Source organism: Terasakiella sp. 4MB5A (assembly GCF_050058155.1).
Classification (GTDB): Bacteria; Pseudomonadota; Alphaproteobacteria; order Rhodospirillales; family Terasakiellaceae; genus Terasakiella; species Terasakiella halodenitrificans.
This window is the reverse complement of the sequence record NZ_CP188815.1, coordinates 777,846-794,259: the sequence shown is the minus strand read 5'-3', so window position 1 is coordinate 794,259 and position 16,414 is coordinate 777,846. Positions and strand designations below refer to the sequence as shown.

Genomic DNA, 16,414 nt, shown 5'->3' with positions numbered 1-16,414 from the left:
CTTACTCCTTTTTCTAAGAATTTTAGCGTGTTTGCATAAAGGTGATGAAGTCACCCTTCTCGCGGGCGGAACAGGTCCGTCCCAACACGCTGGTGCAATTACGACGAAACCATTTTTCCACTTTTTCAAAATCGCTATATCGATCCGGTGTTTTAGAAATCGCCAAGGGCGCAATCATTTTGCCCGCCCGCGTCTGTCCCACACCACTCGGGTCCGATGTATGACACGTTGTACAAGACGGTGTTTGCGGTTTGCCACCCGTATGGTTTTGTAAAAAGAATTCTTGTCCACGTTCTGCAGAAAACTCACGAAAGGCCGGGTCGTCCATTTGAGCTTGCGCCTGATAGCCTTCAAGGATCAACACTGAACTGGCCTGTGCTGTGTAATCGGTGCCAAGCAAGGCGCATGCGCCCAACAGGGTGAAAATCATCTTTCTCATTTTTTAACGCCTTTCGGTAATTTGATTGCACTTTCACTGAAACGTCCATCGGCTGCATCCTGATGGCAGGCATTACAGTTCACTTTTGATCCAATTTCTGCATGGGTGAAGGTGGCGGGTTTAAAATCATCATGTTTTTTCTGCCAATAACGTGTATCCGTCATGCGCAGGGATGCTGTTTCAACCCGGCCAATTTTATGAGCCACCTTGGTATCGAAAGTGGTCGCATTGTTTTCTTGCAGGTAGGCCACAATTTCCGCGCGCTTTTCAGGTATTAAGCTGGCATTCTCGCCATAATGACTTTCTAAACCCGACAGCATTTTTTCCCAGCTTTCGCCTGTGCGCATACTGGGGTGATAGGCCAAATGGCAGTCCCCGCATTCCTGTGTATAAGTTACGTTTTGTGCCCCAATAAAACGGGGGCCTTGCGCCGCATTCACCCAGAAGGCAACACCGCAGACAATCGCAACAAACAGGCCGATCCCCAACACAGAATGGGCAACGCGCACTTGACCTTGTGCAATCGCACCTTCTTTGCGCCCGGTCATCATCGCCTTGATCAAAGGATGCTTGAAAATAAAGTTTTCAACCAGCACACCGCCAACATGAAAAGCAATTGCTGCCATCAACAGACCTGCCAGAACTTCGTGAACTTCTTCACTGACTTTACCGATACCGTAACTGGCAACGGAGGCCAACGGGCCACTATTTTCCTGCCCACCCCAAACAAGAAGACCACTTAAAACCAAAAGCACAAGGGTCGACAGCAGAATAACAATCATCCATGCCCCAACCGGGTTATGCCCGACATATTCTTTAGATCGCCCTTTCAACAGGCTTTTGATATGTGCAACGACTTCCTCACAGGCCAAGGGGAAATGATGAAATCGGCTATAATAACTGCCCACAAATCCCCAGACGAGACGGAAGAGCAACAGGCACAATAAAGCATAACCGGCATAGACGTGAATATTGAGCCACCAGCCTTCAAACAGGTATCCCGTCAAGGCCGCAATAGCGACCACGCCCACCATCGCCCAATGGAAAAACCGTAAAGGGAAATCCCATATGACGGCACCTTCTTTCGGTGTCTTATTTTGTTCAATGAGAGCCATGTCTCATCTCCTTGTGCAATATGTGTTTCGGTGGCCTTAACGTGCCCCCATTTCCTACATTGCACAATCAACCCAATCCATATTTGGGCGTTCTATAACTTTGGTTTATGTTTGTTTTTAAACGTTTTTTTGCACACAAAAAAAGCGCCGGCCCTTCATTTACCAAGGGTGGCGCTTTAAACACGCCCCAAAGGGGCGCGGCGGAAAACGAGAGCAAATCCCGAGCAATCTTTTTAGATCGCAACGACGGATTTGCGTTTCATTAGTTCGCGTTATAATAAGGTTCCAGAATGGCTATATATTTGGTTGCCTCTTCTTCACGGGCAAATTCCATCGCATCCATATTCTGATTATCTTTAATGTGTGGGTTCGCACCCGTTTCCAACAGATAAATCAGCGCCTCTTTATTTTCGGCTTTAACGGCATCATGCAATGGGGTGAAGCCAGTCTCGGTACCACGCGCATTGATATCAAACCCATACTCAACCAAGGCTTTGATAATACGGATATCGTCCTGCCAAATGGCGGCATTTAAAACCGTTCCACCAAATTTATCGCGTTCATCCACATTGATGTTCGGATCTTTCAACAGTTCCATTACTTGATCATATTGACCGAAATGCGCCGCAACATGTAATCCGGCATCTTTATAAATATTTGCCATTACAATTGTCAGACCGATTATAAAGACTAAAAAAATTGAGACGCGCTTAAGCATTTTCGTATCCACTGCCTTTTTAAAAAATGATATACAACGCCTTTATAGCGTCTTATCCGAATGAAAGAAACCGATGCTCCTGCTGATCGATAATTACGATTCTTTCGTCTATAACCTATCGCGCTATTTTCGCGAGCTTCACGAAGATACCCGCGTTGTACGCAATGACGAAATCTCGCTGGACGAAATTGCAGAACTGGACCCGCAAGCCATCGTTCTTTCACCGGGACCATGTGGCCCGAATGAGGCTGGCATTTCCTTGAACCTCGTCAATTCCTATCAAAAAAACATTCCTATGTTAGGCGTCTGTCTAGGCCATCAGGTCATTGCTCAAGCCTGTGGGGCACACGTACAACGCGCTGGAAAACCTGTTCACGGCAAACCCAGCCGGATTACCCATAACAACACGGGCCTGTTTGATGGTCTCGCCAATCCTCTGGTCGTTGGGCGTTATCATTCCCTCAGCATCGATATTCCAAAACAAAGTGATTTGATTATTGATGCGACCAGCGAAGATGGGGAAATCATGGCCATTTCCCACAAAACACGCCCGATATGGGGGGTACAGTTTCACCCGGAATCCATCCTGACGGAACAAGGCCACGACCTGTTGAAAAACTTTCTTAAACTTGCGGGGATTATGACATGATTGCCTGGTTTAACGGCGAATTATGGCCACTGGACGGCATCGCGATCAAAGCAACGGACCGGGGTTTCACCCTCGGCGACGGTTTTTTTGAAACTATGCTGGCCCAACAGGGGCAAGTCGCCCATTTTGACGCCCATATGGCGCGCTTACATGAAAGCGCGCATATGATGGATATCCCGTTTCCTTACAATACAGATGAGATCCGCAAGGCAATTGATGATGTTTTAACAGCCTGCCAACTCAAAGACAAACGGGCCGCCTTGCGCCTGACCATCAGCCGGGGCAGTGGCCCGCGCGGACTACTCCCCCCTTTGGAAATAGCACCACAGGTCTTACTCAGTGCCAGTGACGTACCGGACCATTTCCCCAGTGCAAAATTGGCCTTAGTCACCATCCGGCGCAACGAATTCAATCCCACCAGCCGGATCAAAAGCCTCAATTACCTTGATAATATCTTTGCCCTGCGCGAAGCCGTCGCAAAAGGTGCGGACGAAGCCTTGCTTTTAAATACACAAGGGCATATTGCCGAGGGCACCATCAGCAATATTTTCTTTATCAAAAATAATGCGCTTTACACACCGCGCATTAATGACGGTTGCCTGCCCGGTGTCATGCGGGCCCATGTGTTGCAAACCGCGCAAAAAATCGGGTTACACACACATGAAATATCAATGGGTGTCGGAATCATTCAAACCTGTAACGAGGCTTTTTTGACCAACTCACTCGTTGGCATTCGTCCCGTTCACCAAATCGACGGATTGCAAATCCCCGATCAGATTTGGACAGAAAAACTCCGTGCAAATCTTTAATTGTTGATAAAAACAATCCAGGCTTCTACCGCCTGAAAGAAAATATTACGGGAATAAGATTGTACTTTACTGTCATCAAACAAGCATTCAATCGTTACATTCTGATCATCAAATGTGGCACAAAACGCATTGCCAACCCGTTCGCCTTTTTTCTTTTCCAGAAAATTCAGCAGTTCAATGGCGGAAACTTTATCGCTTTGAATATCATCTTCCAAAAATTCTGCCAAAACGGCAAATTCCGGCTCCGCCTCAACGCGCGGGATATTTTGTTCGTCACGATAAAGTTTCATACGCCACCTTGATTTAGTTATAGACCGGATAGGCTGTGTTAATCGCGCCTTTCGGACAGGTTTTGGAATTATCTGGACACATATACCCGTTTACAGTGATGCCGTCCACTGTCGCCCCCCATTTTCCGGTTACCGGATTGCCCGCAGCCTTATGCGCTTTTAAAATCAAATCCGTCACCTGCTGCTGGTCCATCACATCTGGGAAGAAAGAACTAAACTTCCCTTTCCAACTATGACCATTGCAGACTTCAATATCTGCCGTATAAAGCCCCTTTGCATTGGGGCCGGCTATCACTTTTACAACGCGGGCCCCTGACGGATCCTTACCGCCGAAACGGGAATGAAACCCAACCGCTTTACCTTTTTTATTAATCTCGCCTTCAAAAACATGGGTCAGATTCAATTTCGGTGCGGTCGTACTCCAAACGCTATGATTAACAACGTTACAACTGTCTGCAAATGCCGCAGAAAAACCAACAACAACCAATAAACACGCGACAAGGCCGATCAGGTTTCTTTTCATAATTTCCTCCGATACGAATAAGATGAAAGAAAAGGGTATGGAGAAAAATACAAATAAACAATCTTTTATTTTAATAATTAAACATTTTCTTGTATAAATTGTATTTCATAAAAGGTAAAAAACAAAATTTATAAATCTAAGCAGAAGCATCTTGCAAAAATCGATTCTGCCTGCAACATTCCCTTTATCGAAAAAGATAAGAACACAAAGGCCGTTACATGGACATTCTTCGCATTATCATCGCTATTTTCATCCCACCGCTGGCAGCCTTCCTGACCGTTGGCATTGGCTTGCATTTTTGGCTGAACCTTATTTTAACCCTGTGTTTCTTCTTCCCCGGCATGATCCATGCCTTGTGGCTAGTAGTTAAAAACAAAGGTTAACATAAAAAAAGCGGCTCCCTGAAATCAGGTCAGCCGCTTTTTTTTGCATTCATATAAGCTTAATCGACTTTGGGCTCGTCAATCTTGTTTTGGCGACATGCCGCCGTGACTGTATTGGCCAGCAGACATGCAATAGTCATGGGCCCAACCCCGCCCGGAACCGGTGTAATGGCACCGGCAACTTGGACAACGTCGTCAAAGTCCACATCGCCAACCAGTTTGGTTTTGCCTTCCGCGGTTTCAATACGGTTAATCCCCACATCAATCACTGCAGCACCGGATTTAATCCAATCTGCCTTGATCATTTTCGCACGCCCTACAGCGGCAACCAAGATGTCGGCGCGGCGGCATTCTTCTTCAATATCAACCGTGCGTGAATGAACGGTCGTTACCGTACAGCTTTCATTCAACAACAAGGCACCCATTGGTTTGCCGACAATATTGGAACGCCCGACAACAACAGCGCGTTTCCCGGACAGTGAGCCGCCGAAATAATCTTTCAGCATCATCAGACAGCCCAGCGGCGTACAAGGAACCATCGCATCCTTGGACCCGGTTGCGAGCAACCCTGTATTGATCACATGGAAACCATCCACATCTTTTTCCGGGGCGATGGCTTCAATCACTTTTTCTTCGCTGATATGTTTGGGCAGGGGCAACTGAACCAAAATACCGTGCACTTCGGGGTTTTCGTTCAGGCTTTGCACCAAGGTCAGAAGTTCCTGTTCGGAAATATCAGGATCACGGCGATATTCCAGCGACTTCATGCCACATTCTTCGGTTTGCTTCACCTTGTTGCGTACATAGACCTGACTTGCAGGGTCTTCGCCCACCAAAACAACCGCCAGACCGGGTGTCAGGTTTTCGTAGTGTTTCAGCTCTTCCACCTGTTTGGCGACACGTTTGCGCACATTTTGTGCAAAGGCTTTACCATCAATGATTTTTGCGTCAGACATTGTTCTGCTTTATCCAATCTATAAGGCGTTGTTTCAAGACGCTTGGCTCGCCTTTCAACAACAACGTTTTGTGCCGGGACAGTTCTCCGGCGGTGAGTTCCATATCCGATTTCGCCAATTTCCATTCCTTGCTCAAAAATTTGATCAAAGCGGCATTGGCTTTCCCTTTTTCCGGCGCTGCGGTTACAGATAGCTTCAGGACAACCGTTCCGTCCGCCTCTTCCATAATAGCATTAATCGCCGTTTTCTTCGCCTTCGGTGTCAATTTCAAGCGCAACAGAAGGCCGTCGGTGACTTCGTTAAAGAAAACGCCGACCATTAATGCAATTGCCGAACAACGCCTTGCAGGAAAAAGACAACCAACAACAAAACGATTGGTGAAAGATCAATTCCACCCATATCCGGCAAGAACTGACGAATACGCGACAACAGCGGTTCCGTCAACTTGGAACAGATATCCCAGACGATCCGAACAAACTGATTGCTGTAGTTGATGACATTGAAATGGAACAACCAGCTCATTACAACCGTCACAACCACAATCATTTCGTATATATTCAAAATTGCCAAAATCACATCAAGCAGGGGTACGAGTACGACGTCCATCAAGATCCCTTTAAACATCCTATTACATTTGGGCAAACCCTATACCGAGCCGCCCATATTCGCAAGTCTGCGTTTTTATCTCTGTACGATCTATTTAAACAAATCGCGTGTCACCACACCGACAAATTTCGCAAAATGTTCCGAGGATGCATCAAAATCCTTATGCATCCAGCCTGACATATTGCGATAGACTTCATCATCCACACAAAAGACGATTGCAAACGTTGCCTTATCGCCGGGCTCACTTTGCGGGATATCGCCTTTACATATCCGGTTGGCATTATAATTTTTGGGCGGGGCGATAACCCAAATCACACGATAGGCAGGTGAATCGGCTTCTTCCATGCGGGTTGTTGCTTTAAAGGGACGTGTTTGCATGCCGCGTTCCATCCCCTTGGTGATCGCATTGACGGCATCTATCCCTTCAAAACCGGGGTAGGAACCATGTATATCCACCAAAAGCGGGCCACGCGAGGTGGCCGTAAAAAAGTACGGTTCCATACTGTCGCGCGCAGAAAATTTTTCTATGGATCCATAAGGCGCATCCTCGCCACAGGCCACCAAGCCAAGAACGGTTGCCAAACCAGCCAATATTTTCTTCATTCCATGGTCCTTCCAGATTAACCCGACAACATCATATTTAATCCAATCCCCCCACAATGGGAAGTGTTTCCCCCCGAACAATTGACCTATACGAAAGAATAAGTGATTCTTTTTATTATAATTTTTTGACACGCCAAAAAACCATTAGGAATTTGCCGAGTCGCACGTTAGAATCTCTCTATTGCAGACGGATTCAAGGAGATGCATATGCAGCTTCTCAGGTTGTCAATATCAACCGATCGCAAGACGGCACCGCCAGATTTTCTGGAGGCTGCGTCGTCGCCGGGTCCGACTGACACTCTTTCCATTCTGGACATTCCACGTCAAAAATGCCTTTCGCCTTGCACGCCTTGTGTGAGGTTTTTTTATGGGCATTATCCAAGCTGTTAGGAGAGACACATGGGTAAACGCGTACGCAAATCCGCCAAAGTCGATGCCGATGTCAGAGCTTTATTTTTCGATGACCATCAAAGAGAGCAGGAAATGACAAAAAAAGCATGGGATCCACTCAATTCCCATCAGCCCGATTCTCCGAGGGATCAAAAATACGTTAAAAATGTTCGCCCAAGAAGCGACAATCAAGCCCAACTGATGCAGGCCATTGATGAACGTCACATGGTTGTCGCCCTTGGTCCGGCAGGTACCGGCAAAACCTATCTTGCCGTTGCAAAGGCTGTTGAAGCCCTGGATGCGGGAAAAATCGAACGTATCATCCTGTCCCGCCCGGCTGTTGAAGCTGGTGAAAGCATCGGATATCTGCCCGGTGATATGGAAGAAAAACTCGCGCCTTACCTGCGCCCCCTTTACGATGCGCTCACAGACCGCCTTGGCAGTAAGCGGCTGAAAGCAATGATGAGCAACGGCACAATTGAACTTGCCCCTGTCGGTTATATGCGCGGGCGTACGCTAAATAACGCCTTTGTCGTCATTGATGAGGCGCAAAACTGCACTTACGGCCAGATTAAAATGCTCATTACCCGATTGGGCTGGAATTCCACAATGGTTTTGACCGGCGACCCGGACCAAAGCGACCTGTTGCCCGGTATTTCCGGCCTGAAAGACATTGCCGATAAGCTGGAACAACTCGAAGATGTTGCAACAATCCGCCTGAAAGACCGTGACATCGTACGTCACCCATTGGTCGCCAGCATCTTGACCGTCGTTTAATTTATCCTTCCTTTCCAACAGTCTGAATGCCCCGTTTTGAAAATCAAGACGGGGCATTTTATATTCAAAAGAGTCTAAACTTAGGGTCAAGTTGCTTCAGACACGTGTTTTCTGTATAAAGGATAAGGTTCTTATAAAACAAAGGTGCCCATGAAAGAGTTTTCACGCCGCACAATCTTATCCTCACTTGTTTGCACGGGAAGTTTGCTCACCTGTATGGGGCCGAGCTTAGCAAAAGAGAGGGAAACAAGCCGAACGTTTTTCGGGCGTCAACTTTATCTGGACAGAAACCACCGCTGGGGAAAAGAAAAAGCTACCTATCTTGATCGACTTTCCTCAAAAACAGCGCCAGACACCTTCAATCTTCGCCATTATAGCCAACTACCCACCTCGCTTCAGATCATGCAGATCAACACGGACATCAATCAAACGCCGTATGTCAGTGATCAGACCCGTTATGGGCGTTCAGATATCTGGACGGAACCCGCAGACTTTGTCCAAAACGGCGGGGATTGCGAAGATTATGCGCTGGCAAAATACAACCTGCTCGCACAATTAGGGTTTCCAAGCGAAAATATGTTCCTGCTGGGCGTCATGCAAAAAAACAGTACTCAAGCCCATGCCTGCCTAGGTATTGATCGGACAGACGGCTCTTTCCTTATTTTGGATAACACCGTCGATCACCCTATTCAGGATCAAGAATACGCAAAAAAATACCATCTTGTTTATGCTGTCAATAAACATGGATTATGGCGACCCATTTTATGATTTTTTTCTCTGTCACATTCTCGTGATTTTATGTGAGTATTTTCTCACATAAGTCTGATTTGCAAGTGATCAGACATCTTCCTATTTTGATTTCCAAGACAAACAACACGTTATTGAAATCAGGAGAACATAAAATGTTAAACCTTCGCCAGTCCGTTCTTGCCACTTCTTTTGCCTTCGGTGTCGCCCTTATCGCAGGGGCTGCGCAAGCCGGAACTATCACTGAATATTCTCAAACTTGGAAACCGGGTTTTTACAATACAGACAGCGGACCCGCAGCTTATGAACGCACTGTTCATGTCGATTATGACACCAGTTATAAAACTGGCAGTGCCCGCATCACCCGCACCATTCAATTGAATTCTTATCAAGAAGGTGCAGAACTTACTGAAAACGGTTACGAGCTGGTCGTCACTGAATTTGACCCCAGCCAAGTTGAAACGGCAGCTGGTCAAATGGATGATCGTCCACTCATCAGCAATACAGCCAAACCAAATTATTTTCTCGATGATTCAGATAACAAATATCATCTGGTAAAATAATCCCGTATTTTACGACTGAAAAAAGGCCGTTCTACATTTTCGTAGTCCTGCCTTTTTCTATTTCAACCAATTTTCCAAGGATGTCAGGCGATCGTAATCTTCTTCACTGACAACCTGTAAATCTAGGGCGGCTTGCTTGATACTGGTCTTTTCATGATGGGCTTTTTTTGCAACCTCTGCCGCCCGTTCGTAGCCAATTGTCGGGGCCAATGCCGTCACCACCATCAAGGTTTGATCAAGATGTTGTTGAATACGGTCTTTATCTGCCTTTATTCCCTCCACACAATGGGAGGTAAAACACCGCATCCCGTCTGCCAATAACTGGACAGATTGCAGGATATTATAGACGATCAAGGGCTTGTAAGTATTCAGTTCAAAATGCCCATGCGCACCGCCCACAGTCACCGACACATGGTTGCCCATAACTTGCGCACATATCTGGCTCAGGGCTTCGGCCTGTGTCGGATTAACTTTGCCCGGCATGATGGACGAGCCCGGCTCATTGGCAGGAAGCAACAACTCCCCAATGCCACATCGGGGACCAGAACCCAGCAAACGGATATCGTTGGCGATTTTATTAAGCGAGACTGCCAGCGCGTTCAACTGTCCCGAAAACTCGACCAACGCATCATGGGTTGCCAAACCTTCCATCGGTAGTGGATTTTCACAAAATTCAAACCCGCTGAGCTTACGGATATGTTCGATAAAACAATCGACAAAACCGGGGGGGCAATTTGCCCCATTACCCACAGCCGTTCCACCTTGCGGAACAATCATTAAACGTCCCCATGCTTCCTCTAAGCGTTTTTTGCCTGTTGCAACCTGTTGGGCAAAAACCGCAAAAACAGTCCCTAAGGATATTGGAACCGCATCTTGCAAATGTGTGCGTCCCACCTTCATAATTCCGTCAAATTCATCCGCCTTTTCCAGTAAGGCCTTATGCAGTTGATCCAGTGACGGCCACAAAAGGTCATGTGTCTGCAAGGCAATCGCGATATGCATCACAGTTGGAAAACTATCGTTGGAAGATTGGCTGCGGTTTACATGATCATTGGGGTGAACCTCGCCATCGGTTCCCCGTTTACCCGATAAAATCTCGTTTGCGCGCGAGGCCAGAACCTCATTCACATTCATATTGGTTTGTGTCCCGGATCCGGTTTGCCAAATCCGAATGGGAAATTCTTCGGACAATTTTCCATCCAAGACATCCCATGCCGCCTGACAAATCGCGTCGCCTCGGCGTTCATCCAATACATCCACATTCATATTGGCTTGTGCCGCCGCCATTTTTTGAAAGGCAAAGGCACGAATAAGCACAGGCGGCAGTCCCTCCCATCCAATATCGAAATTGCTGAGACAACGTTGTGTCTGTGCCCCCCAATATCGTTGCGCAGGGACTTCAATTTCCCCAATGGAATCGCGCTCAACCCGCATCTCGGTTTTGCCACTCATTCGTACCTCCCCATCCTTTCGGATTATTTCTTGCTTAGATTTTGCAGAACATATTCCAGAATACCGCCTTTAAGCAGATAGGCCGCTTCTTCCTTTGTATCGATACGCGAACGCAGACCATACGTTTTTGTACTGCCATCCCCGCGTGTCACAACCAGTTCAAGATCCTGTGACGGGACCAACTGGCTGTCCAGCCCTCGGATATCGAACAATTCGGTACCATCCGGATTCATATCTGCCAAGGCTGTTTCACTAATAAACTGCAAGGGCAGAACCCCCATCCCGACAAGGTTGGAGCGATGAATACGTTCGTAACTTTGCGCAATAACCGCCTTCACCCCCAACAACCGCGTGCCCTTGGCCGCCCAGTCGCGTGACGATCCGGTGCCATATTCACGACCGGCCAGAACAATCAGCGGGGTCTTTTCCTGCTGGTATTTCATGGCTGTGTCAAAAACACTCATAACCGTGCCATCAGGCTGGTGTTTGGACCAACCGCCTTCGGTGCCCGGTGCGACCTTGTTGCGGATACGGATATTGGCAAATGTGCCGCGCATCATAACTTCGTGGTTGCCGCGACGTGATCCGTAGGAATTGAAGTCCGCTGGCTTCACACCCTGTTCTATTAAATACTGCCCGGCGGCACTGTCCTTGGCAATCGAACCTGCCGGGGAAATATGATCCGTGGTGACAGAATCCCCCAGTATCAGCAAAGCGCGCGCCTGTTCAATATTGTCAATTTCAACCGATTGCCCGGCTTCAAAGAACGGCGGATTACGCACATAAGTCGACTCACTTTTCCAGTGATAGGTTTTGGTCTTGCTGACCGCGATATCCTGCCAGCTTTGGGGGCCTGTAAACACATCGCTATAGCGTGAGCGGAACATTTCCGGTGTTAAAATATCACGAATGAGATCGTCACATTCCCGGTTTCTCGGCCAGATATCTTTCAGATAGACGGGATTCCCCTGTTGGTCTTCCCCAATCGGATCATTCACCAGATCAAGACGCGTTGTCCCAGCCAGCGCATAAGCCACGACCAAGGGAGGTGAAGCCAAATAGTTGGCTTTGACATGCTGGTTGATCCGACCTTCAAAATTACGATTCCCACTCAGAACCGAGGCTACAACAAGATCGCCTTCTTCCACCGCGTTGGCAATAGGTGCTGCCAACGGACCGGAATTTCCGATACAGGTTGTACAGCCATATCCCGCCAGTGTGAAACCCAACTCGTCCAACGGTGCTTGCAAACCTGCAGCCTTCAGGTAATCAGTGACAACTTGTGAACCCGGTGCCAGTGATGTTTTAACCCACGGCTTGACTTTTAATCCTTTTGCCAAGGCTTTTTGCGCCACAAGCCCCGCCCCCAACATCACGCTGGGATTAGATGTATTGGTACAGGATGTAATCGCCGCAATCACAACATCACCGTCATGCAGGCTGTAAGACTGTCCCTGTACCTTTACGCTGCGTGGCTTGTCCTGACTGGCAAGTTCCTGCAGCGTTTGATCAAAAGAAGCCGCAACACCGGAAAGTTCAATCCGGTCTTGTGGACGTTTTGGTCCGGCAAGACTCGGTTCCACAGTTGCCAAATCCAATTCCAGCGTATCGCTATAAATTGGGTCAGGCCCGGCGTTTTCTCGCCACAGACCTTGTTCTTTGGCATAAGCTTCAACCAATTTCACCTGATCGGGTTGGCGCGATGTAAAGTTCAAATAACGGATTGTTTCCCCGTCAATGGGGAAAAAGCCGCAGGTCGCACCATATTCCGGTGCCATATTGGCAATGGTCGCACGATCAGGTAAGGGAAGATGATCCAGTGCTGGACCATAAAATTCAACAAATTTACCGACAACACCGCGTTCACGCAGCATTTGCACCACACGCAATACCAGATCGGTTGCCGTTGTTCCCTCGCGCAATCGTCCGCTCAGCTTAAAACCAACCACATCGGGTAAAACCATTGAAACGGGCTGACCGAGCATGGCGGCTTCGGCTTCAATCCCGCCAACACCCCAGCCTAAAACACCCAGCGCATTGATCATGGTGGTATGAGAATCGGTCCCGACCAATGTATCGGGAAAGGCCAGTAATTCGCCTTGATCTTGTGTCATAACGACTTGGGCGAGGTATTCCAGATTTACCTGATGGCAAATGCCAGTTCCCGGCGGCACCACCCGAAAGTTTTCAAACGCCTGCTGCCCCCAACGTAAAAATTCGTAACGTTCGCGGTTTCTTTTAAATTCAAGTGTTTCATTGATTTTCAACGATTGGGCATGACCGTAATCATCCACCATAATGGAATGGTCAATCACCAGATCAACCGGACAGATCGGGTTAATCGCCGCCGGATTATCGCCACGTTCTGCCGCTGCATCGCGCATGGCGGCCAAATCAACAACCGCAGGAACACCGGTAAAATCCTGCATCAAAACACGCGCGGGTCGAAAGGCGATTTCACAGTCCGAAGATGCCTGATCCAGCCATTTTTCAAGCTGGTCAATATCAGAAACATGAACATCCTTACCATTTTCCCAGCGCAACAGGTTTTCCAGCAAAACCTTTAAACTAAAAGGCAAGCGGGTAATATCCGCGCCACTTTTTTGCGCCAGTGCTTTCAAGCTGAAATAACTGTATTCTGTCTCACCAAGCGTCAATGTACGTTTGGTGTTTAATGTATCCTGACCATATTGGGGCATGTGCCACCTCTCTTTTGCGGGTCTCTATTCTAATTCGATCTCGCTTTGGCCTCTTCTCCCTCTAACCCCATGAGTATGCAGGACACATGGCGGGCCACGCCATATCCCCTGCATCCATATTCGATTCTATTTATGAGCGATTTCTTTATCGGTGAACAAGTAATCGCGCAGTTCCTTGTCCATCACCTTATCCTTGCGACGGATCCATTCCAGCACCATCGCCGCATGTTCTTTTTCTTCGTCGCGGTTATGGATCAGAATATTTTTCAGATCCTCATCCTTACAGGCATCAATGCGTTGGTTGTACCAATCGACAGCTTCCAGTTCTTCCATCAAGGAAACAACCGCACGATGGTAATCGCGCGTCTCGTCCGTCAATTCTTCAACCGGTTCGTGATAACCTTCATTAGACATGGGTTCTTCTCCGTAAAAATATAACTAAAAAATGCCTTACAAAATTAGAGTTATATTTTTCGGAAGTGATTGCAAGGGGATAAATTTCTCCTGAGCGTTCATATAACAGCCGCTTAAAGGTCAACTTTACTAGCAACAATATTTCAATAGCATTCCTGTCTTGCGAAACTTTCGACAAGCCTTTATAACCCGAGAGCGAAAAAACGCCTGTTTTGACAGATTACCCTATAGCCATTACGGTTTTAATTTGGTAAAACGGTATTGTAATGCGTATTTATTTATCGATGTGTCTCGCAAAGGATTAACATGAGCGAAGAACGTTTAGCCTTGGCGGCTGAATTTCCGGCAACTTCTGTAGAAGCCTGGAAAGAGTCTTTGGAGAAAGTTCTCAAAGGTGCCCCTTTTGAAAAAAAGATGGTTGTCAAAACCTACGACGGTATCGACATCCAGCCTCTTTATACAAAAGCAGATTGGAACGCAGACGGCAATCCGTCCGGTTTCCCCGGTAGCGCCCCGTTCACACGCGGCAATTCAGCCGTGGGTCGCAGCGTGGATGGATGGGATATTCGCCAAATTCACGCCCATGCAGACAAATCTGTTGCCAATGATCAAATTCTTGAAGATCTGGAACGCGGTGTCACCTCGATTATTTTGCAGTTTGACGAAGCCGCACGTGCCGGTAAAAACGGCGCCGATGCCCCCGACCTTGCTGGCCGTGGCGGGATTATGATCTATTCCAAAGAAGACCTCGCTGATGTTTTGGACGGCGTTCTTCTTGATCTCGCGACTGTTTCACTGGAAGCCGGTGCACAAGGTGGGGCCGCAGCTTCTTTGCTGAAAGCTTTATGGGCTGATAAAAACATCGCCAATGATAAAGCAATGGGGGCCTTCAACCTGGATCCCCTTGGTACATTGGCGGCGACGGGTACCTTGCCGACATCTGTTGAAGACGCCCTTGCCGACATGGCGAACCTCGCCAAAGACACAGCGGCAAATTACCCCAAGGTCACATCTGTTAAAGTCGATACCTCCGCCTACTACGGTGCAGGTGCGACGGAAACACAGGATTTGGCAATCGCCTTGGCAACTGGTGTGACTTACCTACGTGCAATGGTCGATGCGGGTCTAAGTGTGGATGAGGCTGCACGTCAAATCACATTCTCCTTTGCCAACGGTGCCGATATCTTTACCGGGATTGCCAAATTACGTGCAGCACGCTTCCTCTGGGCACAAGTCGTCAAAGCATCCGGGGGTTCCGCTGAGGCACAAGGTATGGAATTGCACGCGGCTACCGCAGCACGCGCCATGTCCAAACGCGATCCTTGGGTCAATATGTTGCGCACAACAGCGACCTGTTTTGCCGGGGCCATCGGTGGTGCAGATGCCATTACCGTCTTGCCGTTTGATTATCACTGCGGTGTCGCAGATAACTTTGCCCGCCGTATTGCCCGCAACACCCAGATTGTTTTGCAGGAAGAAAGCTCGCTTAATAAAGTCATCGATCCGGCTGGCGGGTCCTGGTTTATTGAAAACTTGAGCGAACAATATGTTAAAAAAGCATGGGAATTGTTCCAGGATATCGAAAATCGCGGCGGTATGGCTGCGGTCCTTGCTGATGGATCTATTCAATCCCAAATCGCCGATGTCTGGCAAGCGCGCCTTAAAAATATCGCGAAGCGTAAAGATGCGGTCACAGGTGTTTCTGAATATCCAAATATCATGGAAGACGCGGTTGTACGCAGCGCCCCTGATTACGCCGACTTGATCACCAAGGTCAACAAAGCCGATGTCACCATCGCCAGCTTGGCCACACAAGGCAACGCGACAACCATCACGGCCCTACCAGCGCACCGTCTCGCCGAAGGGTTTGAAAAACTGCGCGATGCTGCCGATGCCTACAAAGATGCAAATGGTGACTTCCCGAAAATTTTCTCTGCGAATATGGGCGCAATTGCCAAACACACAGCACGCGCGACATTCGCCAAAAACTTCTTCGAAGCTGGTGGCATTCAGGTCGTAACCAATAACGGTTTTGCCAACGTTGATGATGCAATTGCTGCCTTTAAAGACAGTAAAGCCGAAGTTGCTGTTCTTTGTGGCAGTGATGATCAGTATGAAGAACTTGCCGCCCGTTTTGCCACAGCCTTAAAAGCCGCTGGTGCGAAAAAAGTATTCCTCGCCGGACGCGGTGAATTTGACGGTGTCGATGCTGCCATCGGCATGGGTAGCGATGTGCTCGCCACATTGCAGGACCTCCACACTGTATTGGGAGTGTAAAACA

General features: G+C 48.0%; 19 protein-coding genes. 7 read left to right on the top strand and 12 right to left on the bottom strand.

The genetic code is table 11. The features are described from left to right. Positions 1-22 precede the first annotated feature (22 nt). The 3 genes from ACI0FF_RS03855 to ACI0FF_RS03845 form a co-directional block, all read right to left on the bottom strand. A complete protein-coding gene (locus tag ACI0FF_RS03855) occupies positions 23-439 on the bottom strand; it encodes a DUF1924 domain-containing protein (protein ID WP_419798817.1) in 417 nt (138 codons plus the stop codon). After that, entirely contained in the window at positions 436-1,554 is a 1,119-nt protein-coding gene (locus tag ACI0FF_RS03850) for a cytochrome b/b6 domain-containing protein (RefSeq protein WP_419798816.1), read from the bottom strand. The genes ACI0FF_RS03855 and ACI0FF_RS03850 overlap by 4 nt, the downstream gene beginning before the upstream one ends. Positions 1,555-1,816: 262 nt before the next feature. Continuing rightward, entirely contained in the window at positions 1,817-2,272 is a 456-nt protein-coding gene (locus tag ACI0FF_RS03845) for an ankyrin repeat domain-containing protein (protein ID WP_419798815.1), read from the bottom strand. 73 nt (positions 2,273-2,345) lie between these two features. Between ACI0FF_RS03845 and ACI0FF_RS03840 the strand changes: the two genes are divergently transcribed. Together ACI0FF_RS03840 and ACI0FF_RS03835 are read left to right on the top strand one after the other, a co-directional pair. Next, a complete protein-coding gene (locus ACI0FF_RS03840; protein WP_419798814.1) occupies positions 2,346-2,921 on the top strand; it encodes an anthranilate synthase component II in 576 nt (191 codons plus the stop codon). Next, entirely contained in the window at positions 2,918-3,730 is an 813-nt protein-coding gene (locus ACI0FF_RS03835) for an aminotransferase class IV (protein ID WP_419798813.1), read from the top strand. Before ACI0FF_RS03840 ends, ACI0FF_RS03835 begins: the two co-directional genes overlap by 4 nt. Here the strand turns inward: ACI0FF_RS03835 and ACI0FF_RS03830 are convergent. Beyond that, complete coding sequence (locus ACI0FF_RS03830) at positions 3,727-4,020, bottom strand: hypothetical protein (RefSeq protein WP_419798812.1); 294 nt, start codon at positions 4,018-4,020, stop codon at positions 3,727-3,729. The genes ACI0FF_RS03835 and ACI0FF_RS03830 overlap by 4 nt on opposite strands. A 13-nt stretch (positions 4,021-4,033) precedes the next feature. Further along, entirely contained in the window at positions 4,034-4,543 is a 510-nt protein-coding gene (locus ACI0FF_RS03825; RefSeq protein WP_419798811.1) for an EndoU domain-containing protein, read from the bottom strand. Positions 4,544-4,761: 218 nt separating this feature from the next. On the opposite strand from ACI0FF_RS03825, the gene ACI0FF_RS03820 reads away from it, so the two are divergent. After that, complete coding sequence (locus ACI0FF_RS03820; RefSeq protein ID WP_417820212.1) at positions 4,762-4,926, top strand: YqaE/Pmp3 family membrane protein; 165 nt, start codon at positions 4,762-4,764, stop codon at positions 4,924-4,926. Between the two features lie 59 nt (positions 4,927-4,985). Here the strand turns inward: ACI0FF_RS03820 and folD are convergent, their stop codons facing one another. The 4 genes from folD to ACI0FF_RS03800 form a co-directional block, all read right to left on the bottom strand. Then, complete coding sequence (gene folD / locus ACI0FF_RS03815; RefSeq protein WP_419798810.1) at positions 4,986-5,882, bottom strand: bifunctional methylenetetrahydrofolate dehydrogenase/methenyltetrahydrofolate cyclohydrolase FolD; 897 nt, start codon at positions 5,880-5,882, stop codon at positions 4,986-4,988. Continuing rightward, a complete protein-coding gene (locus ACI0FF_RS03810) occupies positions 5,875-6,201 on the bottom strand; it encodes a DUF167 domain-containing protein (RefSeq protein WP_419798809.1) in 327 nt (108 codons plus the stop codon). Before ACI0FF_RS03810 ends, folD begins: the two co-directional genes overlap by 8 nt. Continuing rightward, positions 6,201-6,488: a YggT family protein gene (locus ACI0FF_RS03805; protein ID WP_419798808.1), complete on the bottom strand. Its 288-nt coding sequence runs from the start codon at positions 6,486-6,488 to the stop codon at positions 6,201-6,203. Before ACI0FF_RS03805 ends, ACI0FF_RS03810 begins: the two co-directional genes overlap by 1 nt. Before the next feature lie 90 nt (positions 6,489-6,578). Then, positions 6,579-7,091, bottom strand: a complete 513-nt coding sequence (locus tag ACI0FF_RS03800) for a hypothetical protein (RefSeq protein WP_419798807.1) — start codon at positions 7,089-7,091, stop codon at positions 6,579-6,581. Positions 7,092-7,490: 399 nt separating this feature from the next. Between ACI0FF_RS03800 and ACI0FF_RS03795 the strand changes: the two genes are divergently transcribed. The 3 genes from ACI0FF_RS03795 to ACI0FF_RS03785 all read left to right on the top strand — a co-directional run bounded on the left by ACI0FF_RS03795 (position 7,491) and on the right by ACI0FF_RS03785 (position 9,568). Next, complete coding sequence (locus ACI0FF_RS03795; protein WP_419798806.1) at positions 7,491-8,258, top strand: PhoH family protein; 768 nt, start codon at positions 7,491-7,493, stop codon at positions 8,256-8,258. Between the two features lie 150 nt (positions 8,259-8,408). Beyond that, a complete protein-coding gene (locus tag ACI0FF_RS03790) occupies positions 8,409-9,026 on the top strand; it encodes a transglutaminase-like cysteine peptidase (RefSeq protein WP_419798805.1) in 618 nt (205 codons plus the stop codon). A 134-nt stretch (positions 9,027-9,160) separates the two neighbouring features. Further along, positions 9,161-9,568: a hypothetical protein gene (locus ACI0FF_RS03785; RefSeq protein WP_417831274.1), complete on the top strand. Its 408-nt coding sequence runs from the start codon at positions 9,161-9,163 to the stop codon at positions 9,566-9,568. Between the two features lie 57 nt (positions 9,569-9,625). Here ACI0FF_RS03785 and ACI0FF_RS03780 read toward each other — a convergent pair whose 3' ends face one another. The 3 genes from ACI0FF_RS03780 to ACI0FF_RS03770 form a co-directional block, all read right to left on the bottom strand. Next, entirely contained in the window at positions 9,626-11,020 is a 1,395-nt protein-coding gene (locus tag ACI0FF_RS03780) for a class II fumarate hydratase (RefSeq protein ID WP_419798804.1), read from the bottom strand. Positions 11,021-11,043: 23 nt separating this feature from the next. Next, positions 11,044-13,719, bottom strand: coding sequence for an aconitate hydratase AcnA (gene acnA, locus ACI0FF_RS03775; protein WP_419798803.1), 2,676 nt, complete (start codon positions 13,717-13,719; stop codon positions 11,044-11,046). 126 nt (positions 13,720-13,845) lie between these two features. After that, positions 13,846-14,133, bottom strand: coding sequence for an encapsulin-associated ferritin-like protein (locus tag ACI0FF_RS03770; RefSeq protein ID WP_188664488.1), 288 nt, complete (start codon positions 14,131-14,133; stop codon positions 13,846-13,848). A 306-nt stretch (positions 14,134-14,439) separates the two neighbouring features. Between ACI0FF_RS03770 and ACI0FF_RS03765 the strand changes: the two genes are divergently transcribed. Beyond that, complete coding sequence (locus tag ACI0FF_RS03765) at positions 14,440-16,410, top strand: methylmalonyl-CoA mutase family protein (RefSeq protein ID WP_419798802.1); 1,971 nt, start codon at positions 14,440-14,442, stop codon at positions 16,408-16,410. Positions 16,411-16,414: the final 4 nt, after the last annotated feature.

What these genes read in the sequence shown, in the direction of transcription:
- ACI0FF_RS03855 (WP_419798817.1), bottom strand. Translation starts at nt 439, where the DNA reads ATGAGAAAGATGATTTTCACCCTGTTGGGCGCATGCGCCTTGCTTGGC.
- ACI0FF_RS03850 (WP_419798816.1), bottom strand. Translation starts at nt 1,554, where the DNA reads ATGGCTCTCATTGAACAAAATAAGACACCGAAAGAAGGTGCCGTCATA.
- ACI0FF_RS03845 (WP_419798815.1), bottom strand. Translation starts at nt 2,272, where the DNA reads ATGCTTAAGCGCGTCTCAATTTTTTTAGTCTTTATAATCGGTCTGACA.
- ACI0FF_RS03840 (WP_419798814.1), top strand. Translation starts at nt 2,346, where the DNA reads ATGCTCCTGCTGATCGATAATTACGATTCTTTCGTCTATAACCTATCG.
- ACI0FF_RS03835 (WP_419798813.1), top strand. Translation starts at nt 2,918, where the DNA reads ATGATTGCCTGGTTTAACGGCGAATTATGGCCACTGGACGGCATCGCG.
- ACI0FF_RS03830 (WP_419798812.1), bottom strand. Translation starts at nt 4,020, where the DNA reads ATGAAACTTTATCGTGACGAACAAAATATCCCGCGCGTTGAGGCGGAG.
- ACI0FF_RS03825 (WP_419798811.1), bottom strand. Translation starts at nt 4,543, where the DNA reads ATGAAAAGAAACCTGATCGGCCTTGTCGCGTGTTTATTGGTTGTTGTT.
- ACI0FF_RS03820 (WP_417820212.1), top strand. Translation starts at nt 4,762, where the DNA reads ATGGACATTCTTCGCATTATCATCGCTATTTTCATCCCACCGCTGGCA.
- folD (WP_419798810.1), bottom strand. Translation starts at nt 5,882, where the DNA reads ATGTCTGACGCAAAAATCATTGATGGTAAAGCCTTTGCACAAAATGTG.
- ACI0FF_RS03810 (WP_419798809.1), bottom strand. Translation starts at nt 6,201, where the DNA reads ATGGTCGGCGTTTTCTTTAACGAAGTCACCGACGGCCTTCTGTTGCGC.
- ACI0FF_RS03805 (WP_419798808.1), bottom strand. Translation starts at nt 6,488, where the DNA reads ATGGACGTCGTACTCGTACCCCTGCTTGATGTGATTTTGGCAATTTTG.
- ACI0FF_RS03800 (WP_419798807.1), bottom strand. Translation starts at nt 7,091, where the DNA reads ATGAAGAAAATATTGGCTGGTTTGGCAACCGTTCTTGGCTTGGTGGCC.
- ACI0FF_RS03795 (WP_419798806.1), top strand. Translation starts at nt 7,491, where the DNA reads ATGGGTAAACGCGTACGCAAATCCGCCAAAGTCGATGCCGATGTCAGA.
- ACI0FF_RS03790 (WP_419798805.1), top strand. Translation starts at nt 8,409, where the DNA reads ATGAAAGAGTTTTCACGCCGCACAATCTTATCCTCACTTGTTTGCACG.
- ACI0FF_RS03785 (WP_417831274.1), top strand. Translation starts at nt 9,161, where the DNA reads ATGTTAAACCTTCGCCAGTCCGTTCTTGCCACTTCTTTTGCCTTCGGT.
- ACI0FF_RS03780 (WP_419798804.1), bottom strand. Translation starts at nt 11,020, where the DNA reads ATGAGTGGCAAAACCGAGATGCGGGTTGAGCGCGATTCCATTGGGGAA.
- acnA (WP_419798803.1), bottom strand. Translation starts at nt 13,719, where the DNA reads ATGCCCCAATATGGTCAGGATACATTAAACACCAAACGTACATTGACG.
- ACI0FF_RS03770 (WP_188664488.1), bottom strand. Translation starts at nt 14,133, where the DNA reads ATGTCTAATGAAGGTTATCACGAACCGGTTGAAGAATTGACGGACGAG.
- ACI0FF_RS03765 (WP_419798802.1), top strand. Translation starts at nt 14,440, where the DNA reads ATGAGCGAAGAACGTTTAGCCTTGGCGGCTGAATTTCCGGCAACTTCT.